Annotated in this window: 20 protein-coding genes; all 20 read right to left on the reverse strand. The window is 70.5% G+C overall.

Translation table 11 applies throughout. The features are described 5' to 3' along the window. Positions 1 to 50: 50 nt before the first annotated feature. Positions 51 to 971: an RluA family pseudouridine synthase gene (locus H5398_RS10895; protein WP_182782620.1), complete on the reverse strand. Its 921-nt coding sequence runs from the start codon at positions 969 to 971 to the stop codon at positions 51 to 53. Further along, entirely contained in the window at positions 968 to 1,513 is a 546-nt protein-coding gene (gene lspA / locus H5398_RS10900; protein WP_182800021.1) for a signal peptidase II, read from the reverse strand. Before lspA ends, H5398_RS10895 begins: the two co-directional genes overlap by 4 nt. Then, the gene (locus H5398_RS10905; RefSeq protein ID WP_182782619.1) at positions 1,477 to 1,902 is read right to left on the reverse strand and encodes a TraR/DksA C4-type zinc finger protein; all 426 of its coding nucleotides are present in this window, start codon (positions 1,900 to 1,902) and stop codon (positions 1,477 to 1,479) included. The genes lspA and H5398_RS10905 overlap by 37 nt, the downstream gene beginning before the upstream one ends. A gap of 268 nt (positions 1,903 to 2,170) precedes the next feature. Continuing rightward, positions 2,171 to 3,112 carry a DivIVA domain-containing protein gene (locus H5398_RS10910; protein WP_182782618.1) on the reverse strand — a complete coding sequence of 314 codons (942 nt, stop codon included), beginning with the start codon at positions 3,110 to 3,112 and terminating at the stop codon, positions 2,171 to 2,173. A 111-nt stretch (positions 3,113 to 3,223) separates the two neighbouring features. Continuing rightward, positions 3,224 to 3,508: a YggT family protein gene (locus H5398_RS10915; RefSeq protein WP_182782617.1), complete on the reverse strand. Its 285-nt coding sequence runs from the start codon at positions 3,506 to 3,508 to the stop codon at positions 3,224 to 3,226. 3 nt (positions 3,509 to 3,511) lie between these two features. Further along, positions 3,512 to 3,964: a cell division protein SepF gene (locus H5398_RS10920; protein ID WP_182782637.1), complete on the reverse strand. Its 453-nt coding sequence runs from the start codon at positions 3,962 to 3,964 to the stop codon at positions 3,512 to 3,514. A 107-nt stretch (positions 3,965 to 4,071) separates the two neighbouring features. Further along, positions 4,072 to 5,211 (reverse strand): cell division protein FtsZ, encoded by a 1,140-nt coding sequence (gene ftsZ, locus H5398_RS10925; RefSeq protein WP_182782616.1) that lies wholly within the window; start codon positions 5,209 to 5,211, stop codon positions 4,072 to 4,074. 109 nt (positions 5,212 to 5,320) lie between these two features. After that, positions 5,321 to 6,358, reverse strand: a complete 1,038-nt coding sequence (locus H5398_RS10930; RefSeq protein WP_182800022.1) for a hypothetical protein — start codon at positions 6,356 to 6,358, stop codon at positions 5,321 to 5,323. Further along, positions 6,355 to 6,963 (reverse strand): ATP-binding cassette domain-containing protein, encoded by a 609-nt coding sequence (locus tag H5398_RS10935; protein WP_182800023.1) that lies wholly within the window; start codon positions 6,961 to 6,963, stop codon positions 6,355 to 6,357. Before H5398_RS10935 ends, H5398_RS10930 begins: the two co-directional genes overlap by 4 nt. Further along, positions 6,954 to 8,000, reverse strand: coding sequence for a hypothetical protein (locus H5398_RS10940; protein WP_182800024.1), 1,047 nt, complete (start codon positions 7,998 to 8,000; stop codon positions 6,954 to 6,956). Before H5398_RS10940 ends, H5398_RS10935 begins: the two co-directional genes overlap by 10 nt. A 3-nt stretch (positions 8,001 to 8,003) precedes the next feature. Further along, positions 8,004 to 8,573 (reverse strand): hypothetical protein, encoded by a 570-nt coding sequence (locus tag H5398_RS10945; protein ID WP_182800025.1) that lies wholly within the window; start codon positions 8,571 to 8,573, stop codon positions 8,004 to 8,006. 79 nt (positions 8,574 to 8,652) lie between these two features. Continuing rightward, entirely contained in the window at positions 8,653 to 9,381 is a 729-nt protein-coding gene (locus tag H5398_RS10950) for an FtsQ-type POTRA domain-containing protein (protein ID WP_182800026.1), read from the reverse strand. Further along, on the reverse strand, positions 9,378 to 10,829 hold the full coding sequence (gene murC / locus H5398_RS10955; protein ID WP_182800027.1) for a UDP-N-acetylmuramate--L-alanine ligase: 1,452 nt from the start codon (positions 10,827 to 10,829) through the stop codon (positions 9,378 to 9,380). The genes H5398_RS10950 and murC overlap by 4 nt, the downstream gene beginning before the upstream one ends. Further along, positions 10,830 to 11,921, reverse strand: a complete 1,092-nt coding sequence (murG, locus tag H5398_RS10960; RefSeq protein WP_182800028.1) for an undecaprenyldiphospho-muramoylpentapeptide beta-N-acetylglucosaminyltransferase — start codon at positions 11,919 to 11,921, stop codon at positions 10,830 to 10,832. 1 nt (position 11,922) lies between these two features. Next, positions 11,923 to 13,155, reverse strand: a complete 1,233-nt coding sequence (ftsW, locus tag H5398_RS10965; RefSeq protein WP_182782608.1) for a putative lipid II flippase FtsW — start codon at positions 13,153 to 13,155, stop codon at positions 11,923 to 11,925. Between the two features lie 16 nt (positions 13,156 to 13,171). After that, positions 13,172 to 14,641, reverse strand: coding sequence for a UDP-N-acetylmuramoyl-L-alanine--D-glutamate ligase (gene murD / locus H5398_RS10970; protein WP_182800029.1), 1,470 nt, complete (start codon positions 14,639 to 14,641; stop codon positions 13,172 to 13,174). Further along, positions 14,623 to 15,693, reverse strand: coding sequence for a phospho-N-acetylmuramoyl-pentapeptide-transferase (mraY, locus tag H5398_RS10975; RefSeq protein ID WP_182782606.1), 1,071 nt, complete (start codon positions 15,691 to 15,693; stop codon positions 14,623 to 14,625). Before mraY ends, murD begins: the two co-directional genes overlap by 19 nt. After that, the gene (gene murF / locus H5398_RS10980; protein WP_182800030.1) at positions 15,690 to 17,123 is read right to left on the reverse strand and encodes a UDP-N-acetylmuramoyl-tripeptide--D-alanyl-D-alanine ligase; all 1,434 of its coding nucleotides are present in this window, start codon (positions 17,121 to 17,123) and stop codon (positions 15,690 to 15,692) included. Before murF ends, mraY begins: the two co-directional genes overlap by 4 nt. Further along, complete coding sequence (locus tag H5398_RS10985; protein ID WP_182800031.1) at positions 17,101 to 18,657, reverse strand: UDP-N-acetylmuramoyl-L-alanyl-D-glutamate--2,6-diaminopimelate ligase; 1,557 nt, start codon at positions 18,655 to 18,657, stop codon at positions 17,101 to 17,103. Before H5398_RS10985 ends, murF begins: the two co-directional genes overlap by 23 nt. After that, positions 18,657 to 20,414, reverse strand: a complete 1,758-nt coding sequence (locus tag H5398_RS10990) for a penicillin-binding protein 2 (protein ID WP_182800176.1) — start codon at positions 20,412 to 20,414, stop codon at positions 18,657 to 18,659. The genes H5398_RS10985 and H5398_RS10990 overlap by 1 nt, the downstream gene beginning before the upstream one ends. Positions 20,415 to 20,535: the final 121 nt, after the last annotated feature.

Genomic DNA, 20,535 nt, shown 5'->3' on the forward strand with positions numbered 1-20,535 from the left:
ATGGGTGCCGTGGCGCAGCGGGGGTGGCGCCAACGACACCACAGGCGGGCTCAGCCCTCGCGGACGATGTCCAGCGCGCGACTGAGGTCCGGCGGATACGGCGACCGGAAGGTGACCTGCTCCCCTGAGGTCGGGTGGGTGAACCCGAGCTCGACGGCGTGCAGCCATTGGCGCACCAGCCCCAGCCGGGCCGCGAGCACCGGATCTCCACCGTAGAGGGGATCGCCCGCGCATGGATGTCCGATGGCGGTCATGTGGACCCGGATCTGGTGGGTGCGCCCGGTCTCCAGGTGGATCCGCAGCAGGGTGGCGGAGCGGTGTGCCTCAATGGTCTCGTAGTGCGTCACGGAGTGGCGGCCCCCCTCGACGATCGCCATCTTCCAGTCCGACCCGGGATGGCGTGCAATGGGGGCCTCGATGGTGCCTTCGAAGGGATCCGGATGCCCCTGGACCAGGGCGTGATAGGTCTTGGCGACGGTGCGGTCGCGGAACGCCTGCTTGAGCACGCTGTAGGCGATCTCGGACTTGGCCACCACCATCAGCCCGCTGGTGCCCACGTCGAGGCGTTGGACAATCCCCTGCCGCTCCGCGACACCCGAGGTGGAGATCCGCACCCCGGCCGCCGCCAGGTGCTCCACCACAGACGGCCCGTCCCAGCCGACGGTGGGGTGCGCCGCCACGCCCACCGGCTTGTCGACGACCACCAGGTCCGAGTCCTCGAACACGATCCGGACCCCGTCTGCCAGGTGGGGGGAGACCCGCACCCCGGCGGGGGCCGCATCGTCGGCCAGTTCCAGGAGCTCTCCGCCGGATACGCGTTGGGACCCTTTGGCCACCAGCACCCCGTCGAGCTGCACTCCCCCGGCCTCGATGATCGACTCGATGCGGGACCGGCTGTACCCGGAGACTCGGGCGGCCGCGGCGTCGATCCGCTCGCCGGCGAGTGCGTCCGGGACGATGAAGACGCTCACGCGTCCGCCTCGGCGGCCTGCTTGGCCTCCGCACGCTCGTCGCGGAATCCACCGATGACGATGAGCGCGGCCGCGGCGGTGATGCAGACGTCGGCGACGTTGAAGATCGCGCCGAAATACTGCAGCTGGAACATGTCGATGACGTGTCCGCGGAGGAACGAGGGCGGTTGTGTGATGCGGTCCACCAGGTTTCCGGTGATGCCGGCCAGCAGCAGGCCCAGCGCCACACCGTGCCACAGCCTGGTGATCCGGGGAAGCGCAACGACGAGGCAGACCGTGAGGGCCACGATCGCGAAGATGGAGAACACGATGGTGGCCTGCGCCCCCATGCCGAAGGCGGCGCCAGGGTTGCGGATGAGGTTCAGCTTCAGCAACTGGCCGACGAATTCGACCGGTTGGCCGGGCTCGAGGAAGGCCACGCTGGCGATCTTGACGAGCTGATCCACACCGAGGCCGAGGAGCCCGATGCCGACGGCGATCCGACGGATGCCGCGGCGTCGGGGGGTCAGCGCCGTTCCTCGCGCTGCTTGCAGGTGACACACATGGTGGCGCGGGGGAACACCTGGAGGCGACCCTTGCCGATGGGGTTGCCGCACACTTCGCAGTTGCCGTACTCGCCGCTGTCGAACAGGTGGATGGCCAGCCTCAGCTGCTCGGCCATCTCGCGCACGTTCTGTGCCAGCGACAACTCCTGATCCCGCTCGAAGTTGCTGGAGCCGACGTCTGCCGGATCTCGTCCGGCGCCGTCTGTGCCGCCCTTCAGGAGCGCCTCCAACTCGGCTTCGGTGACCTCGATCCGGCGTTCGAGCCGCTCCAGTTCGTCCTGAAGTTCGGCGCGCTGCTCTGCGACCTCTTCGGGCGTCCAGGGCTCCTCTCCCTCGAGGACCGGCAGCACCGCGTTGGGGTCTGCGGCTTTCTTCGACGTGGGCATTCTGTGCTCTCCTGTCAGGGCTGTTCGGGAAGGGTACACCACCGGCCGGTCAAGTCAACAGGCCGACGCCCGTGGGCGCCGGCCTGTGTGGTGATGCTGGGGTGACTAGTGGTTATCACCGTTAGTTCGTCGGGGGGATGGGTGGTCCAGGTGCGTGCAGTGCAAGGCGGAGGAGTGAGGCGATGCGGGGGTATCGTCGATCGACGACAACGAAGGAATGTGCGTGCCTGGGCCGGCTAGACCCCCGGTGACCTAGCGGTGATGACCACTAGCCCTGATCGCCGCCTGCCAGCGCGTCGAGGCGCGGGGTGCCGGACTGCCCCTGGGCAAGCTCGGGCACGTCCTCCGGCTCCGACTTCGCCCCGTCCAGGGTGCTCATGAAGCGGTGCAGGACACTGGACATGTTCTCGCGGAAGCTGGCTTCGAAGCCGCGCAGGTGGTCCACCTTGGTGGTGAGCTCGCCCTGCTCGCGCTCCAGGTCCGCGAAGAGTTCGCGACGACGCTCGGCCGCCTGGTGGTCCACCGCAGCGGCGCGTGTGGAGGCTTCGTGGGTCATCTGCTCCGCGTTGACGCGGGCCTCGGACTCGATGCGCTCGGCCTTGGTGCGGGCATCGGTCTTGATCTCACCGGCGCGCTGTTCAGCCTCATCCAGCTTGCGCTGAGCCTCCACCTGGGCCTCGTTGACGAGTGTGGTGGCCTGCTCTGTGGCCATCTGCAGCAGGCGGGTGACCGCGGGCGCGGCCTCGGCGCTGGAGGTGACGGTGAGGTGCTCGGCGCCGCCCACGGAGGTGACACGCTCGGAGCGCAGCCTGTCGTACTCGGAGCGCACCTGCTCCAGCTGGTTGCGCAGCTGCTCGTTCTCTGCCGTGAGCTCGCGGATCCGCTGCTCGGAGGCCGAGAGCGCTGCGTTGGCGTCTCCACCCTCGCTGAGGGCGCCGTTGAGCCGGTCCACCTCTGAGCGCAGGGACTCGATCTCGCGGTCCTTCTCCTGGAGCGCGGGCCCCGCCGAGGCTTCGTCGCCGCCCGAGACGCTGGCCTGCTGAACCGACTCGAGCTCGCGGCGCATGCGCTCGCGCTCCTTGTCGAATTCGTCGAAGGTCAGCTCCACCTTGTCGATGAACGTGTCAACGTCACCCACCTGATAGCCGGTCTCGCCACGGCGCGACATGCGGAAGCGGATCTGGCGAACCTCATCCAAGGTCAGGCTCATTGTTGCTCCAATAGATCGAAAGGAATCGGGCCGGACAAGCCCGGCTCAGTTTCAGGCTAGCGTAGCGCTTCGCGCCTGTGCCAACAGCTAACGGACGGGTTCAACCTTCTGTTAGAAGGGAATGAATCCCACGAATGACTGCAGGATCTGCAATCCGATGAACAACACCAGCACGCTGAGATCCAGCGACACGTTGCCGATGCGCACGGGCTTGATCACCTTGCCGAGCGCCTTCACGGGCGGGTCGGTCAGCGTGTAGACGAACTCCACGATGACGAGGATCAGCCCCTTCGGGGTCCACTGGGGCGCGAACATGGGGATCCATGAGAGGAGCACCCGGGCCAGCAGCACCCAGATGTAGAGGCCGATCAGCCACCAGAGGATGTAGGCGACCACGGGTCAGCTCTGATTGAAGAAGCCACCGGTTGCGATGCGCTCCTTGTCTTCAGGCCCTACCACAAGGTTGTGCGGGCACAACAGGAACACCTTGCTTGAGACTCGTTCGATGTTTCCGCGCAGACCGAAGATCAGCCCCGCTGCGAAGTCCACCAGCCGCTTGTCGTCGCCGTCCTCCATGTCCGAGAGGTTCATGATCACTGGGATCCCGTCGCGGAAGTTCTCCCCGATCACCCGGGCCTCGTTGTAGGAGCGGGGCCGGACGCTGACGATGCGGCTGAGATCGGCCACTTCCTTCTGCGCGGCCGGCGGCACCACGGTGGGGCGGCGCGTGGGAAGTGAAGCCACCTTGCTCATCTCTTCGCTCTCCTCATCCACGTAGACGTCGTCGGTGAGCTCCGCGTCGTCGTCACGATGGTCCTCGTCACGATAGCGGCCGTCCTCGACGAGACCCATCCACGCGGCAAGCTGTCGAACGCCCACGGTGCCTCCTTCATAGATATGGGAATGAGGCTAGCGCCCGTTTGCAACTGTGGGGCGGGCGACGCACCGAAGCGCGCCGATCACTTCATGAAGTCGGGCACGTCCAGGTCGTCGTCGTCCATCGGGCGGGGCGAAGGCTGCGCCGTCGGTGCGGGGCGCTGGCCAGGCATGGGGCTGACCTGCGGCGCGTTGCTGACCGGAGGCTGCGAGGAGGGGCGCGACGGCTGGCCCGCACGCTGCTCGACCGGGCGGGCCTGGCGCTTCTGGGGCTGGCCACCGTCGAAGCCGGCGGCGATGACGGTGACCCGTACCTCGTCGCCGAGGGCGTCGTCGATCACGGTGCCGAAGATGATGTTGGCCTCGTCGTGCGCGGCCTCCTCGATCAGCTGGGCCGCGGCAGAGACCTCGAACAGGCCCAGGTCCGAGCCGCCCGCGATCGACAGCAGGACGCCGTGTGCGCCATCAATGCTGGCTTCCAGGAGGGGGGACGAGATGGCCATCTCGGCGGCGGCGCGGGCGCGGTCCTCGCCGCGGGCCGAGCCGATGCCCATGAGGGCGGAGCCGGCCTGGCTCATGATCGATTTGACGTCCGCGAAGTCCAGGTTGATCAGGCCAGGGGTGGTGATGAGGTCCGTGATGCCGGAGACGCCCTGCATCAGCACCTGGTCGGCCTGCTTGAACGCGTCCAGAATGGCCACCTGGCGGTCCGTCATCTGGAGCAGCTTGTCGTTGGGGATGACGATGAGGGTGTCCACCTCTTCGCGCAGCCCCTCGATCCCGGTCTCGGCCTGGGAGGAGCGGCGACGGCCCTCGAAGGAGAAGGGGCGCGTCACCACGCCGATGGTCAGCGCGCCCAGCGAGCGGGCGATCTTGGCCACGATGGGCGCGCCGCCGGTGCCGGTGCCGCCGCCCTCTCCGGCGGTGACGAAGACCATGTCGGCGCCCTTGAGCGCCTCCTCGATCTCATCGGAATGATCTTCGGCGGCCTGGCGGCCCTTCGACGGGTCTGCCCCGGCGCCGAGCCCGCGGGTGAGTTCGCGGCCGATGTCCAGCTTCACGTCGGCGTCGCTCATCAGCAGCGCCTGCGCATCCGTGTTGATTGCGATGAACTCCACACCGCGGAGCCCGGCCTCGATCATGCGGTTGACGGCGTTGACGCCGCCGCCCCCGACGCCGACGACCTTGATCACCGCGAGGTAGTTCTGAGATGCGCTTGCCATGCCCCGAAGGCTATGGGAGCGCCACGTCCAGCGTCCAACGCCACGTCGTATTCGATCAGGATTGACCTCAAGTGCTACTTCAGGGTTGAGACATCGGCGCGCCGACGCTTCAACCCACCCGCGCGCGAAGGTAGTTGTCCAAGGGCCGACGGCGGTGCCAGCCGAGCGACAGAGCCGCCGCCAAGCTCGCCCCCAGGGGCGCCGACAGCGCGATCGGCAGCAGCTCGGCGAGCGGCACAGCGGCCGCCGCGGACCACCGGAAGGCGGCGGCGATCACCAGGATCGACCCTCCCAGCGCGGCACCGGCGGTCCCCCATGCCAGGGACTCGATCAGCGACTGGGCCGCATGGGCCGCCGCCGGGACCCCCGCTGCCCGAGCGGAGATGGCTTCGACCGCCCTAGCCCGCCAGGAGAGCCACCCGACGACGGCGCCACAGATCAGCGCGAGCAACCAGGCATAGGCGCGGACACCGCCCGTCGGCGCGCTCAGCACCCCGCCGGCGGCCGGATTCAGCGGCGTCACGGCCAGGTTCGCGTCCTCGGTGGACGCCAGCGCCACCACCGTCAGCCACGAGGGGGCCTCGCGCCTCGGGTCCGCGAGCCGGACCCAGCACTGGTCGGCGGCGTCGGTCAGGCCGCCCTGCACGATGCCGGCCCCGACAGGGGATCTGCGTCCGTCCTCGGGCCAGGCGAACGTCGCGTCGACGGGGGTCAGGTTGCCCTCCATCATCAGGCGGGCGCCCAACGCATCGCTGAGTGCCGACGCCGCCACCACCGACGCGGCACCTCCGGTGTGCCACTGAATCCAGGAGCGCGAGGCCGAGAAGAGCTCCAGGTCGTGGGCGGGCAGAACGGTGAGGGCCACGGCCCCCTCGCGGCGCACGGCGCCCGACGCCTCCACCGCGGACGACCCACGCAGAGCGTCGCAGCGACGCACGTCGATCGCGCCGGGTGCCTCGACGATGACGACGTCGCCGCCCATGGCGACATAGCGCTGCTCCTCCGCCTGGACGACCCAGGACTCCTCCATGGCCACGAGCCCGAGGACCGCCACGATGACGGCCACCGCGAGGCTGAGGGGGACGGCGTGCGCGGCCCCGGTGATCAGGTTGACGCGCGCCTCGCGCGCCACGAGCCGGGCCCTCACCCGTCCCCCGACGGTCCCGACAAGCGGACGGCCTGGCCACAGGCGTCCGCCACTCGTGGGTCGTGGGTGGCCACGACGAGGGTGGCGCCCAGGTCCGTGACGCGACGCAGCGAGGCGACCACCGACATGGCGTTGCCGGCGTCGAGGGACGCCGTCGGCTCGTCGGCGAGGATGAGGTCGGGTTGCTCGGCCATGGCGACCGCCAGCCTGATCCGCTGCGCCTCGCCGCCGGACATCTCAGAAAAGGGTCGGTGCAGCGCACCGTCGAGTCCCAGCGTCGCGGCGATCCGTTCGGCCTCATGCCAGCCCGTCGTCAGGTCGGCGCCGCGTGCCCACCAGGGCAGCGCGATATGGTCGACGACCGTCCGCGGACCAACGCCGTGGGGGGTCTGATGGACCAGGCTGATCCTCGTCGTAGGCGGGATCTCCACACTCCCCTCGGTCGGAGCCAGCGTTCCGGCAAGGATGCGCAGCAGGGTGGACTTCCCGCTCCCGGACGGACCGACCACGGCCACGCTCCCCTGCTGCGGTACCGAGAACGAGACGTCCCGGAACAGCCACGCATCGCCGAATCGGTGCCCGAGCGCACGCACGCTCACGGGCATCGCGACGCCACATCGGGGTCGAGTCGAACGGCCGATGGTGCCGATCCGCCCGGGAACTCCACGAGTGTCCTGCCCAACCTGGAGCTCACCACCGCGACGGACAAGGCGGTTCCCGAGTCCGAGATCACGCAGGGGGCAGCCGTGCCGGGCAGGACGGCGGATGCGGGGACGACCCCGACCTCCAGCGTCTCCGCCAACCGATACGTGCCCACGATGGGCACCTGCCCACCGGTCAGCCTCCACTGGGAGTAGGCCGCCGTGCCCATCAGCGCGGCGATGTCGGGCTGGCTGGTCACCCGGTCGTCCTCGACGACGACCTCGATGTCTTCCACGACGATGTGTCGGGGCCCCTCGATCGAGCCGACGGCGGTGGGGTCGACGGAGAAGGCCGTGACCGAGGTCAGCCCTCCGATCCGCTGATCCATCGCGACGCGCGACCCTCGCGGGCTCGCGCAGCTCTGCCAACTCATCGGCGACTCCGGAAGCCACAGCAGCGCTGAGGCCGGGATCTGATCAGCCTCCTCGGAGACCTCGACCAGCGCGGTCAAGGCCCGCCAGCTGGCGTCGGTGAAGGCCTCGCCAGGGTTGTCGGCGAGCGCGCCCGCCGCGACCAACGCCGCGTGCACATCGGCCACGGCCGCGCCGCGGTCCAGCCTGCCCACGGGTCTCGTCCACGGCAGCTGCGTGGAGAGCGCGACGGTGGTGGTCGTGCCCTGGGCGGACCGCACCCGGAACACGGGAGCCGCGGACGCCAGCTGCAGGCCGGGTTCGCAGGCGGTCCAGATGAGGATCCCCTCCGCCCGGGCGTCTACGGCCAACTCCGGACCCTGGGTGACGGTGAGCGTCACCTGGCGCGCGTCGTCGAAGCCCTCCAGGCTCACGGCCACCGAGTCCGGCCTCGACGACACCGCCTTCGCATGCCGCCCAACGACCATCGCCCCCACCGCCACGGCGGCGCCGGCGAGGAGCGCCGACAGCAGCATCAACAGCACCACCACCGAGCGGGCCGGCGGCTGGGCCCCGGCGGGGCGCGTCACCGGCTACTCCCCCTTGGGCAGAGCATCGCCCAGGGTGAGGCAGTCGAGGTAGAGCTGGAGTCCGGGCCCGAACGCCGTGTCGGCGGACGTCTGGTCGCGCTCCAGATCCGCCACGCTGTAACCCTCGCCGACGACGCCCATCCGCTTGAGGCACCGGACCGTGACCTCCGGCTGGGAGTCTCGCGCCGGATTACCACGAATCTGCACGAACCAGGGCTCGATGATGTCGATCGTCCCTGGGCGACAGGTCTCCGCCGCCTGGTCCGCGTCACCGCTTCCCGTGCTGAACCCCGCGAACTGGCCGTGGCTCTCCGTCATCTCGATGGCGACGCCGAGTCCATCCATGCACTCCTGGAACGCGGCGAACGCCTCGCGGAACTCCGCTTCGGTGATGGCACCGTCGCTCAGGATCTCGCGCTCCAGCGGCGAGGTGGCCTCCTCGGCCGCCCGAATCACATCCTCGCGCCATGCCGACGGCTCCGGCTCAACGGTGGGCGAACACCCTCCGGCGAGGAGCAGAGCCGCGAGCGGGAGGAGCGCCAAGCGCCAGATCAGCGACGCACTCCTCTTCATTGCATTCATTCGACCCCCGCGGTGAATTTTCGACGCGGCATTGCATCGTGACGCACCATAACAGGCGGGGTGGGTCACTTCACTTGGTGGTGGGGTGGCGGGGGGCGGAAACGTCGTAGACCTCCGCCTCCACCGACGCCAGCAGCGCCGCAGCCACCTCCGCCTTGAGCTCGGACTCCTCCGCGCTCCCCCACACCAGCGTCCGTCCCCCGTCGAGGGTGAGCGTGATCCTGTCCACCGCCTCCGCCGTCATCCTGCGCACCTCGGGCAGCAGGTCCTCGGGCACGTGCGCCGCGACGACCGCGACGTCGCGCAGGAGCCGTTCGTCGGTGCTGCTGCTGGTGACCTGGATGGTGCCCGGGCGCGGATCCGCGGTGCGGTGGAACACCACGCCGTCGGCATCCACCCAGTCCCACTCGCCCTCCCGCCGCCGCTGGAACGCTACCTCCCGCTCGGTCACCTCCACCGCGACAGTGTTGGGCACCCGCCGCGACACCCGCACCTCGCGCACCGGGGTCAACGCCCGGACCCGCTCGGTGATGGCGGCCACGTCCTGGCGCATCAGCGGCACGCCCAGCTCGACGCCGGCCGCGGCGGTCACCTCGTCGACCGTGAGCAGCGAGGTGCCCTCGACGACGACGGCGCGGGCCTCGAACACCGGGGAGAAGAACGCCAGCCAGCCACCCGCGAGCAGCAGGACCACGGCCGCGGCGAGCGAGCCGCGGATGATCCAGCGACGGCGCCGCTCCGAGGTCCGCTTCTCCTGCAGCGCTTTGGCGAACTCACCCGGCGGCAGGGCCTCCGTCACGAGGCCCGGGCGTCCGGCCGCTGCTTCAACAGGTCCGCGAGCAGGGGGCCGACGATGGTCACGTCGCCGCAGCCGAGCGTGATGATGAGGTCTCCGGGGCGGGCGATCTCGTCGAGGGCGGCGGGGAGGTCGTACTTCTCCTTCACGTAGACCACGTCCTTGGCGCCGTGACGGATGGCGGCGTCCACCACGAGTTCGCCGGTGACGCCGGGGACGGGATCCTCGCGGGCGCCGTCGACGTCGTTGATCACGGCGACATCCGCCAGCGTCATCACCTGCCCGAATTCGTCGGAGAAGTCCACGGTGCGGCTGTAGAGGTGCGGCTGGAAGCAGGCGATGAGGCGGCCCTGAAGCCCGGTTGCCTCGTTGCCGGCGGCGGTGGCGCGGCGGGCGGCCGTCAGCGCGGCGCGGATCTCGGTGGGGTGGTGCGCGTAGTCGTCGTAGACGCGGATCCCGGCCGTGTCCGTGATGAGCTGGAAACGGCGCAGCGTCCCCTCGAAGCGGCCGAGCGAATCGATGGCCTCCTGGTGGCTGAGCCCCAGGATGCGGCCCACCGCGTAGGCGGCCGACGCGTTGGCCAGGTTGTGGTTGCCCGGCACCTGCAGCACGATCCGGCCGGCCTCCTCGCCGTAGGTGAGGGTGGCCGCGACACCGTTGCCGTGGGCCACCACGTCGGTGATCCGCACGTCCGCGTCCGCGGACTCGCCGTAGGCGATGATGTGCTTGGCCTCGCCGATCAGGTCGTGGGCCAGCGCCCGGGAGCCCGGATCGTCGACGTTGATCACCACGTGCTGGACGTGCGGGCGGGTGGCGTAGGCGCGGAAGCCGTCCGCGTAGGCCTCGGGGGTGCCCCAGTTGATGAGGTGGTCCGCCTCCACGTTGGTGATGACGGCGATCTCGGTGGGGTACTGCAGGAAGGACGCGTCCGACTCGTCGGCCTCGACGACGAACGCCGGCCCCGATCCGATGGCGGAGCTGGCGCCGGTGGTGGACAGCGGCGCGCCGATCACGTAACTGGGGTCCCGCCCGGCCTCGCTCAGCATGACGGCCGTCATGGCCGTGGTGGTGGATTTGCCGTGGGTGCCGGAGACCGACACGCCGCGCTTGCCCTGCATCAGGGCGGCGAGCGCCGCGGAGCGGTGCCAGATCCGCAGGCCCCGCCGTCGGGCCTCCACCAGCTCGACGTTGTCCGGCCGGATGGCCGAGGAGATGACGACGGTGCGGGCGTCTCCGAGCTGCGACGCGTCGTGGCCCACGTAGGTGGTGACGCCGGCGCGGGCCAGGCTCCGCAGCGCCGTCGAATCCGAACGGTCAGACCCGGAGGTCTTGATCCCCAGCTCGGCGTAGAGGCGGGCGACGCCGCTCATGCCTGATCCGCCGGCGGCGATGAAGTGGACGGGGCCGACCTGATCGACCGGGACGACCTCAACGGGATTGAGGAGCATCACTCACACCTTTCCATCTGAGGCCACCGCAAGGACGGCCTCTGCAAGCACATCGGCGGCGTCCGACGGGTACATCCCTCGGCACGCCTCTGACATGGCGGCCAGCCGCCCGGGATCCCCGAACGTGTCCAGCACCAGCGCGGTCAGTCTACTCGGCGTCAACTCGTCGTCCGACACGAGGAAACCGGCCCCCGCCGCGACGAGCTCGGCGGCGTTGCGCGCCTGCTCACCGTTGCCGTAGGGCAGCGGGACGAAGATCACCGGCACCCCGGAGACCGCGGTCTCCATCACGGTGCCCGCCCCGGCCCGGCCCAGCATGAGGTCCGCGGCGGCGTAGGCCAGGGCCATGTCGTCGACGAACTCGACCGGGAGGTAGACCGCGCCGGAGGCGCCGCGGACTGGCACCAGGTCCGGGGTGAAGTTCTTCGGCCCCAGCACGTGCAGGATCTGGATGCCGGCGGCGAGGATGGCGTCCCTGGCCTCGGTCACCGCGACATTGATGCTCCGCGCACCCTGCGACCCCCCGCTGACGAGCAGGGTGGGGCGGTCCGGGTCCAGCCCGAACGACACCCTCGCCTCCGCCGGGGCGACGGTGGGGTGGGTGATGGAGCGGCGCATCGGCATCCCGATCAGGCGCGCGCCCTTCATGGTCGTCTCCCGGAAGGTGGTGCCCACGAAGCGGGCGAACCGGGCGCCGATCCGGTTCGAGATGCCCGGCAGCTTGTTCGCCTCGTGCACCACCACCGGCACGCCCGACAGGCGGGCGGCGAGGTAGGCCGGGATGGAGACGTAGCCGCCGAAGCCCACCAGCACGTCGGCGCGCGCGTCGGTGAGGATGCGGCGGGCCTGCCGCACGGACCGGGTGAGGGTGACGGGCAGCTTGAGCAGGTCCAGGTTGACGGTGCGCGGCAGCGGGACCGGGTCGATCAGGCGCAGCTCGAGCCCGGCCTCCGGGATGACCCGGGTCTCGAGCCCCTTCGCGGTGCCGACGCAGACGATCGACACCTCCGACCGCTCCTTGATGGCGTTGGCCGTGGCGATCAGCGGCGAGGTGTGCCCCGCCGTCCCGCCGCCGGCCATGACGATGCTGGGCATCTCAATCCTCCTTGGTGGCAGCCATGACGCTGGTCATCCGGGGCCGCGCCTTCCTGGAACGGGAGGCGATGAACGCCCGCGCGTCCGGTGTGTCGCGGGCGAGCGCCAGCAACACCCCGACCGCCATCAGGCTGGAGAGCAGCGCGGATCCGCCGTAGGAGACGAACGGCAGCGGCACGCCGAGGACTGGAAGCAGGTGCAGCACGACGAAGATGTTGATCACGGCCTGCACGAGGAACCAGCCGGTGATACCCGCGGCCACCACCTTGTTGAACATGGCATCCGAGCGGATGGCCACCTCCAGGCCGGCCCAGCCGAGCAGCGCGAACAGGGCGATGATGAGCAGCACCCCGAACAGGCCAAGCTCCTCACCGATCACCGCGAAGATGTAGTCGGTGTGGGCGCCGGTCTTCAGGCCACCCCACTTCTGCTTGCTGGCCCCCAGCCCCAGCCCCCACCATCCGCCGGAGGCCAGCCCGTACAGAGCCGCCATGGGCTGGGAGGAGAGGTCCGTATTGGACTCGGGGTTGAGGAAGATGCTGATCCGGTCCATGCGGTTGCCGGAGCCGTAGACCAGCAGGCCGACGAGGCCGAGCGCCAGGGCGCCGAGCGGCACGAGCACTCGCATCGAGGTGCCGACGAAGAAGAGCACCATCACGAGGATGGCGCCGATGATCAGGCCGGTGCCGAGGTCCCGGCCCGCCAGCACGAGCGCGAGGATCAGGCCGCCGAGGGGCACCAGGGGGATGGCCAGCTGGGCGGGCTCGTGCAGCCGGCCACGCTTGATGTGAAACACCGCCCCGCACCACACCACCAGGGCGAGTTTGGCGAACTCGGAGGGCTGGAACTGGAATCGCCCGAAGGCCAGCCAGTTTCGGTTGCCGTTGATCTCGGCGCCCATCACCACCACCAGGATCAGCAGCACCACGGCGAGCGTCCAGGCCGGCCAGGCCAGCCGTCGGAGGTAGTCGGGCTTGAGCCTGCTGAGCACCACCGCGGCGGCCACGCCGACGACGAGGAACTGCAGCTGCCGGATGATGAAGTAGTAGGGGCCGTCCTCGGTGGCCTGGGCCAGCACGGAGGAGGCCGAGAGCACCATGAGGGAGCCGACGAGCACGAGGACGGTGACGCTGGCCACGATGAAGTAGAAGGGTGCCATCGGGGAGGCCGCCAGGGCCTTGGCCTCGGACCAGAGGCTGACCGGCCGGGCGGGAGACGCTGCGTCGGACGCCATCAGGTGCTCTCCTCCCCTACCCGGCCAGGTACCGCTGGACCGCCTCGGCGAACTTCTCGCCTCGTGCTGAATAACTGTCGAACATGTCGAGGCTGGCGCAGCCCGGGGACAGGAGGACGGTGTCCCCCGGCCGGGCCATGGCGCCCGCCAGGGCCACCACCTCGTCCATCACCCCAGTCTCAGTGCTGTCCAGCACCCGCACGGGGACCTCCGGCGCGTGTCGGGCAAGCGCGTCGGCGATGAGGTGCCGGTCCACGCCGATGACCACGGCGCCGCGCATCTTGTCGTGGTGGCGGGCGATCAGGTCGTCGAACGTGGTGCCCTTGGCCTGGCCGCCCGCGATCCACACGAACGAGGGGAAGGCCTGCATGGCGGAGTTGGCGGCGTGGGGGTTGGTTGCCTTCGAGTCGTCCACCCAGCGGACCCCGCCGTCGTCGGCGATCTGCTGGATCCGGTGCCCGCCTAGCTGAAGTCGCTTCAGGCCGGCGGCCACGGAGGTGGCCTTGACCCCGTAGCTGCGCGCCAGCGCGGCCGCGGCGAGCGCGTTGGCCACGTTGTGGGGGGCGTAAGGCTGGACATCCGAGACCTTGGCCAGCTCCAGGGCCGAGTCGCGGCGCTGAGCCACGAACGCGCGGTCCACGATGAGGTCGTCGACGATCCCGAGCATCGAGACCGCGGGGGTGCCGAGCGTGAAGCCGATCGCGCGGGCGCCCTCCACCACGTCGGCGTTCTCCACCATGGTCTCGGTGGCTTCCTCGGCCACGTTGTAGACGCAGGAGTGGGTGACACCGGAATAGATCTTGGCCTTGTCCGCGGCGTAGAGCGCCATGGCCTCCGGGTCGCCCTCGTACCACTCGAGGTGGTCCGGGTGGAGGTTGAGCACCGCGGCCGAGTGCAGGTTCACGTTGTTCATCCAGTGCAGCTGGAAGCTGGACAGCTCGACGGCGAACACGTCGTAGTCGGTGTCGTCCAGGATGGCCTCGATGATGGGCCGGCCGATGTTGCCCACCGCGGCGGCCTTCCTCCCGTCGGCGATCAGCATGGATTCCAGCATCTGGGTGGTGGTGGTCTTGCCGTTGGTGCCCGTGATGCCGAGCCACGGGATGGCCCGGTCCGGCTGCATCATCCGCCAGGCCAGCTCGGTCTCGCCCCAGATCGGGATCCCCTCGGCGGCCGCCTGCCCCAGCAGCGGCGCGCTGGGCCGCCAGCCCGGGGAGGTGACCACCAGGTCCGTGCCCGGCGGCAGCTGCGCGGTGGCGCCGGGGCCAAGCACCACCGTCGCGTCGAGGTGCTCCAGCAGCGTGGCCTTGTCCGCGTGCGCCGTCGACTCGTCCAGCACGATCACCTTCGCGCCCAGCGAGATCAGGCCGTCCGCGGCGGCGAAGCCGGAGACGCCCAGCCCGGCCACGACCACCTGCGCGGAGGGCCAGTCCGAGAGCCGGGTGGCCTCGGTCATCCAGTGCTTCGTCACTGACCCACCACCCATTCGGCGTAGAAGATGCCCACGCCCAGCGCCACGCAGAGCCCGCCGATGATCCAGAACCTGATCACGACGGTGACCTCATCCCAGCCGAGCAGCTCGAAGTGGTGGTGGATGGGGGACATCTTGAAGATGCGCTTGCCCTTGGTGGCCTTGAAGTAGCTGACCTGCAGCGCCACCGATCCCACCTCGATCACGAACAGCAGGCCGAGGATGACCAGCAGCAGCTCGGTGCGGGTCATCATCGACAGGCCGGCCAGCGCGGCGCCGATGGCCATCGAGCCGGTGTCGCCCATGAAGATCTTGGCCGGCTTGGCGTTCCACCAGAGGAACCCGAAGCAGGCGCCGGCGAAGGCCACCGCCACGACGGCCAGGTCGTGCGGGTCGCGGACCTCGTAGCAGCGGGGCCCGGCGGTGGAGGTGCGGGCGCACCACTGGTTGAACTGCCAGATGTTGACGATGGTGTAGGCCGCGAACACCAGCGTGGCGCTGCCGGCGGCCAGCCCGTCGAGGCCGTCGGTGATGTTGACGGCGTTGGACCAGGCCATGATGAGGAAGATGATGAACGCCACCGCCACCACCAGCGGCAGTGTGAGCCATGGGACGTCGCGGAGGAACGAGATCGCGGGCGACGCGGGCGTCAGGCCCCGCTCGTCGGGGAAGTTCAGGGCGAGCAGCGCGAAGACGCCGCCGATGAGGAACTGGCCGAGGAGCTTCCCGCGCGGGGTGAGGCCGAGGCTGCGTTCCTTGGAGATCTTGGACCAGTCGTCGAGGAAGCCGAGGAAGCCCATGCCGACGGCGAGGCCGAGCACCAGGATCCCGGACAGGCTGGGCGCCTGCCAGCGCACCAGGTGGGACAGCGCGTAGGCCAGCACCGCGGAGCCGATGATGATCAGGCCGCCCATGGTGGGGGTGCCGCGCTTGACGTAGTGGGCCGTGGGCCCGTCCTCGCGGATGAACTGGCCGTACTGGCGGCGGGTGAGGAACTTGATCAGCATGGGGGTGCCCACCATGGCGAACAGCAGGGACAAAGCCCCCGCTGTGAGGATGTTGATCACTTGACGCCTCCGTTTCCGTCAGCCAGTTCGGCCGCGACGGTTTCCAGTCCGACGCCGCGGGACCCCTTGATGAGGACCACGTCGCCGGGGCCAAGGCTAAGGGAACCGGCCACGTTTTCCCGATCCGAGACCCGTGCCGGTAGCCCCTCGGCGGCGGCGCCGGCCACGACATACCCGGCCAGGTCCCCCACCGCGACCACCTCGGAGATGCCGAGATCGGCGGCGAGCCGGCCGAGTTCCTCGTGCAGCTGCGGCGCGAGGGGCCCCAGCTCCAGCATGTCGCCGAGGACGGCGATCACGCGCGCATCGGGATGCTCGGCGCGGGTGCCCTGGCGCAGCTCGACGGCGGTGCTGAGGGCCACTGCCATCGAGTCCGGGTTGGCGTTGTAGGCGTCGTTGAGGATCAGGACGCCGTCGGCGCGCGGGTGCAGCTCCATCCGCCAGTTGGAGCGGGGCGCCGCGCCGGACAGCGCGGCGGCGATCAGCTCGAGGTCCAGCCCGACGGCGAGGGCGGCCGCCGCGGCGGCCAGTGCGTTGCCCACCTGGTGGCGCCCGATCACCCGCAGGGTCACCGGCGCGGCGCGCTCGCCCGAGCCGTCGTCGGCCACCAGCTCGAAGCCGGCCTGGCTGAGGGCGTTGAGGGAGACGCCACGTGCCGTGACGCGCAACTGCCCGGCGGGGAGCTCCCCCTCGCCGAACCAGGCGATCCTGGCGCGGGTCCGGTCGCGCATCGCGGCCACGGCCGGGTCGTCGGCGTTGAGGACGGCCCAGCCGTCCTCGGCGAGGTCCGCGACGATCTCTGACTTCGCCTGCGCGGTGGCCTCCAGGCCGCCGAACTCCCCGACGTGGGCGCGGCCCACGTTGAGGCAGACGCCGACGTCCAGCCCCACCAGCGAGGTCAGCCACGCGATGTGACCCACCCCGCGGGCTCCGAGCTCGGAGACCAGGTAGGCGGTGTCGTCGCCGACGCGGCAGGCGGTCAGCGGGACCCCCACCTCGTTGTTCTGGGAGCCGACGGGGGCGACGGTGGGGCCGGCGGCCTCGAACACCTGCGCCATGAGGTCCTTGGTGCTGGTCTTGCCGGAGCTGCCGGTGACGCCGATGCTGACCATGCCGCGGGCGCGGGCCTCGCGGACGATGCCGCGGGCCAGCCAGCTGAGAGCGGCCACGGAGTCCTCGGCCAGGATGTGCGGGACGGGCGCCTCGGTGACCGTCATGCCCAGCACGCCCCCCGCGCCGGACTTGGCGGCGGCCGCCGCGTAGGCGTGGCCGTCGACGCGCTCCCCGGGGATGGCGACGAACAGGGCACCCTCGGTGGCCTCTCGGTTGTCGATCACCACGGCAGGACCCACCACGGCGTCCTCCCCCACGAGTTCGACGGGGGCGGGCTGCATCAGGTCGACGAGTTCACTCATCAGGCGAGGCCTCATGGGTGGCTCCTTCCTGCCTCAGGCGGCGCCAGGCGCGCGTCGCTTCCTCCACATCGTCGAAGTCGACGACGCGGTCGGCCAGAATCTGGCCTCGTTCGTGTCCCTTGCCGAGGATGGCCACCACCGTACCGGCGTCGGCCCCCCGCAGCGCCGCTTCGATGGCGGCGCGTCGGCCGGCCACCTCGAGCACGCGGGCGCCGTCGCGACGGGCCGACTCGGCTCCCGCGAGCGTCTGGGCGCGAATGAGGGCGGGGTCCTCGGTGCGCGGGTTGTCGTCCGTGACGATGGTGAGGTCGCTCCCCCGCGCGGCCGCCGCACCCATCTCGGGCCGCTTGTCCGCGTCCCGGTCCCCGCCGCAGCCGAGCACCGTGACCACGCGCCCCAGGCCGGCCAGGGACTCGACGGCCGCGCCCACGGCCTGCGGCGTGTGCGCGAAGTCCACCACCACCAGAGGGGCGCCCGGCCCCAGGTCCACGCGCTGCATCCGGCCCGGCACCTGGGCGCGGCGCAGCCCGGCCAGGGCGGCGTCGGCGGGGACCCCGACCGCCTCCAGCATGGCGAACGCCACCGCGCCGTCGATCATGTTGTAGGCCCCGGGGAGGGTCAGCTCCAGCTCCAGCCGTTCCCCGTCCCTGGTGAGGCTCGCTCGGCCGCCCAGCGGGGCGACGCCCCGGTAGTCCGAGAGCACGTAGTGGGCGTCGGGGGTGCTGCCGACGGTGACGAGCCGGCTGCGGCCGTGGGTCGCCACCCGGTGGGCGATCTCGCGGCCCTTGGGGTCGTCGATCCAGACCACGCTCGCCTTCGCCCGGCCGGGGGCGAAGAGGGCGGCCTTGGCCTCGAAGTAGTCCTCAAGGCTGGGGTGGAAGTCCAGGTGGTCGCGGCCGAGGTTGAGGAAGCCGGCCACGTCGAACTCGATCCCGTCCACGCGGCTGAGCGCCATGGCGTGGGAGCTGACCTCCAGGGCCACCGAGTCAGCCCCGCGCTGCTGCATGACGGCCAGCAGCGCCTGAAGGTCCGGCGATTCGGGTGTGGTGACCGTGGTGCGGGCGGTCCGCAGCTCCTCCTCGCCCAGCCGGAAGCCGATGGTGCCGATGGTGCCGGCCAGCCGGCCCGCCGCGGCCAGGCCCGCCTGGAGCAGCGCCACTGTGGTGGTCTTGCCGTTGGTGCCGGTGACGCCGAACATGGTCATCGCCCGGGAGGGCTCGCCGTAGAACCTGGCGGAGATCACGGCCGCTGCGTGCCTGGGGTCCTCGGTGTAGAGCACAGGGACGCCCAGGGCGAGATCGCCCCCGGCGTCGTGGTCCGTGAGGATGGCGGCAGCGCCGGCAGCGACCGCGGCGGCGGCGAACGCGGCCCCGTGCGTGCGGGTGCCGGGGAGTGCCACGTACAGCCAGCCGGGTTGCACGGCCCGGGAGTCAAGCGTGACCCCCGACACCGCGACATCGCCCTGCGCGTCGCCCAGCAGGCCCAGCCCGGCGGCGAGCACCGCGAGCGGCGCCGGCGGCGTGGTCGCGGGGCGGAGCGTGTGGTTCATTACTCGAACGTTAGCGGGATCTCGGGCGCCGGCGTCGTCGACGGGGCGACGTTATAGCGCGGGAGTGCGAGCTCGAGGATGTCGTTGACGGCCGGCAGGGCCAGGCGGCTGCCGAGGTTGCCGTTGGTGGGCTGATCCAGCACCACGTAGACCAGGATCTGGGGGTCCTCGGCGGGTGCGACGCCCACGAAGCTGGCGGTGAAGCCGTTGTAGCACTTGCAGGAGGGGTCGAAGCGCTGGGCGGTGCCGGACTTGCCGGCGGTGCGGTAGCCGGGGATGGCACGGTTTTCGTTGAGGGTGATGACCGATTCCATCATCTCCAGTGCGGTGTCCGCGGCCTCCTCGGAGACCACGCGGCGCGTGACGGGCTCGGGCAGCTCGACGGGGGTGCCGTCGGCCTGCGTGCCGGACTTGAGGATGGTGGGCTGGACGTAGACGCCGCCGTTGGCGACGGCGTTGACGGCCGCGGCCATCTGGATGGCGTTGACCGACAGGGCCTGGCCGAAGGAGATCTGGTCCCTGGTGTAGTCCGCCATGTCGGCGCCCGGCAGGCTGCCGGAGGTCTCGCCGGGGAGGCCGACGCCGGACTTGGTGCCGAGGCCGAATCCGGCGAGGTACTCGGCCAGCGTGGCCTTCTCCATCTGCCGGGCCAGCAGGATGGTGCCGATGTTGGAGGACTGCGCCACCACGCCGGCGCCGGTGAGCTTGATGCGGCCGTGATCGAAGGAGTCGCGCACGTAGCCGGCGCCCGAGGCGATCCGCTCCGGCACGACCACCTTCGTGGTGGGCGTGACCAGGCCCTGGTCAGCCAGGGCGGCCATCGTCAGGACCTTCTGCACCGATCCGGGCTCGTAGGCCTCCGTGACGGCGCGGTTGCCCAGGTCGGAGGTGTCCGCGCGCCCGGGATTGGCGGCGTCGTAGCCGGGTCCGTTGGCCAGCGAGAGGATCTCGCCGGTCTTGACGTTCATCACCAGGGCCTTGCCGGTGGTGGCGCCCGCCTGCTTCACGTACTCGGCCAGGATCTGCTCGGTCATCCAGTTGAGGTCCGAGTCCAGCGTCGTCTGGTAGGAATTGCCGTCGACGGCCGGGGTCATGATGTTGGTGCCCAGCGGGATGCGTCCGTAGGTGGACCAGTCGTAGACCATGCTGCCGGCGGTGCCGTTGAGGTCCGCGTTGAGCGCGTACTCAAGCCCGGCGGCGCCCTCGCCCTCACCGTTGACGAAGCCCACCACGTTGGCGGCCACCGAGCGGTTCGGGTAGACGCGGATGGGGTCCGGGTCACCGAAGACGCCCTTCCAGGGGCGGCTGCCGTCGCCGCCGAAGCCTTCCTTCATGTCCTTCTGGATGGCGGTGTAGGTTGCGGCCGGCACCTTCCGCTTCACGATCTCGTAGAGCGAGTCCGGCGTGTTGATCAGCTTGAGGTAGGTGGACTTCTGCCCGCCGAGGTGCTCGACGAGGATGTCGGCCACTGCGCTGGGCGCGGCTGCGGCCTCCTCCTGTTTCTTGGCGCTCATCGCGTAGCGCTTGTCCGCGCCGTTGGTGCGGATCATGTCCGGGTCGATCGAGACGATCATGGCGGGCTCGGTGGCCGCCATCACCGCCCCGTTGCGGTCGGTGATGGTGCCGCGGGTGGCGGGCAGGTCCCTGGTGGACTTCATCTTGGCAGCGGCCTCCGCCGCGAACGCCTGGGCGTCGATCCCCTGCAGCTGGACGGCGCGCACGCCGGCGATCCCGAGCAGGACCGCGAGCGTCACCATGAACACGCGGATCCGGACGCTGGTGCGTCCCACCGGGAGCCGCAGGGTCTTGCGGTAGCGCCGAGCCTCGGCCCGACGGCTGGGCGCGCCCGGGCGCGACGACGAGGCTCGCTTGGCAGAC

This window comes from Tessaracoccus sp. MC1679 (assembly GCF_014164775.1).
Taxonomy (GTDB): domain Bacteria; phylum Actinomycetota; class Actinomycetes; order Propionibacteriales; family Propionibacteriaceae; genus Arachnia.

Excerpts from the sequence above, each read along its gene's own strand:
- H5398_RS10905 (WP_182782619.1), bottom strand. The coding sequence starts at position 1,902 with ATGCCCACGTCGAAGAAAGCCGCAGACCCCAACGCGGTGCTGCCGGTC.
- H5398_RS10910 (WP_182782618.1), bottom strand. The coding sequence starts at position 3,112 with ATGAGCCTGACCTTGGATGAGGTTCGCCAGATCCGCTTCCGCATGTCG.
- H5398_RS10920 (WP_182782637.1), bottom strand. The coding sequence starts at position 3,964 with ATGGGTCTCGTCGAGGACGGCCGCTATCGTGACGAGGACCATCGTGAC.
- ftsZ (WP_182782616.1), bottom strand. The coding sequence starts at position 5,211 with ATGGCAAGCGCATCTCAGAACTACCTCGCGGTGATCAAGGTCGTCGGC.
- H5398_RS10935 (WP_182800023.1), bottom strand. The coding sequence starts at position 6,963 with ATGCCCGTGAGCGTGCGTGCGCTCGGGCACCGATTCGGCGATGCGTGG.
- H5398_RS10945 (WP_182800025.1), bottom strand. The coding sequence starts at position 8,573 with ATGAAGAGGAGTGCGTCGCTGATCTGGCGCTTGGCGCTCCTCCCGCTC.
- murG (WP_182800028.1), bottom strand. The coding sequence starts at position 11,921 with ATGCCCAGCATCGTCATGGCCGGCGGCGGGACGGCGGGGCACACCTCG.
- ftsW (WP_182782608.1), bottom strand. The coding sequence starts at position 13,155 with ATGGCGTCCGACGCAGCGTCTCCCGCCCGGCCGGTCAGCCTCTGGTCC.
- murD (WP_182800029.1), bottom strand. The coding sequence starts at position 14,641 with ATGGGTGGTGGGTCAGTGACGAAGCACTGGATGACCGAGGCCACCCGG.
- murF (WP_182800030.1), bottom strand. The coding sequence starts at position 17,123 with ATGAGGCCTCGCCTGATGAGTGAACTCGTCGACCTGATGCAGCCCGCC.
- H5398_RS10985 (WP_182800031.1), bottom strand. The coding sequence starts at position 18,657 with ATGAACCACACGCTCCGCCCCGCGACCACGCCGCCGGCGCCGCTCGCG.
- H5398_RS10990 (WP_182800176.1), bottom strand. The coding sequence starts at position 20,414 with ATGGTGACGCTCGCGGTCCTGCTCGGGATCGCCGGCGTGCGCGCCGTC.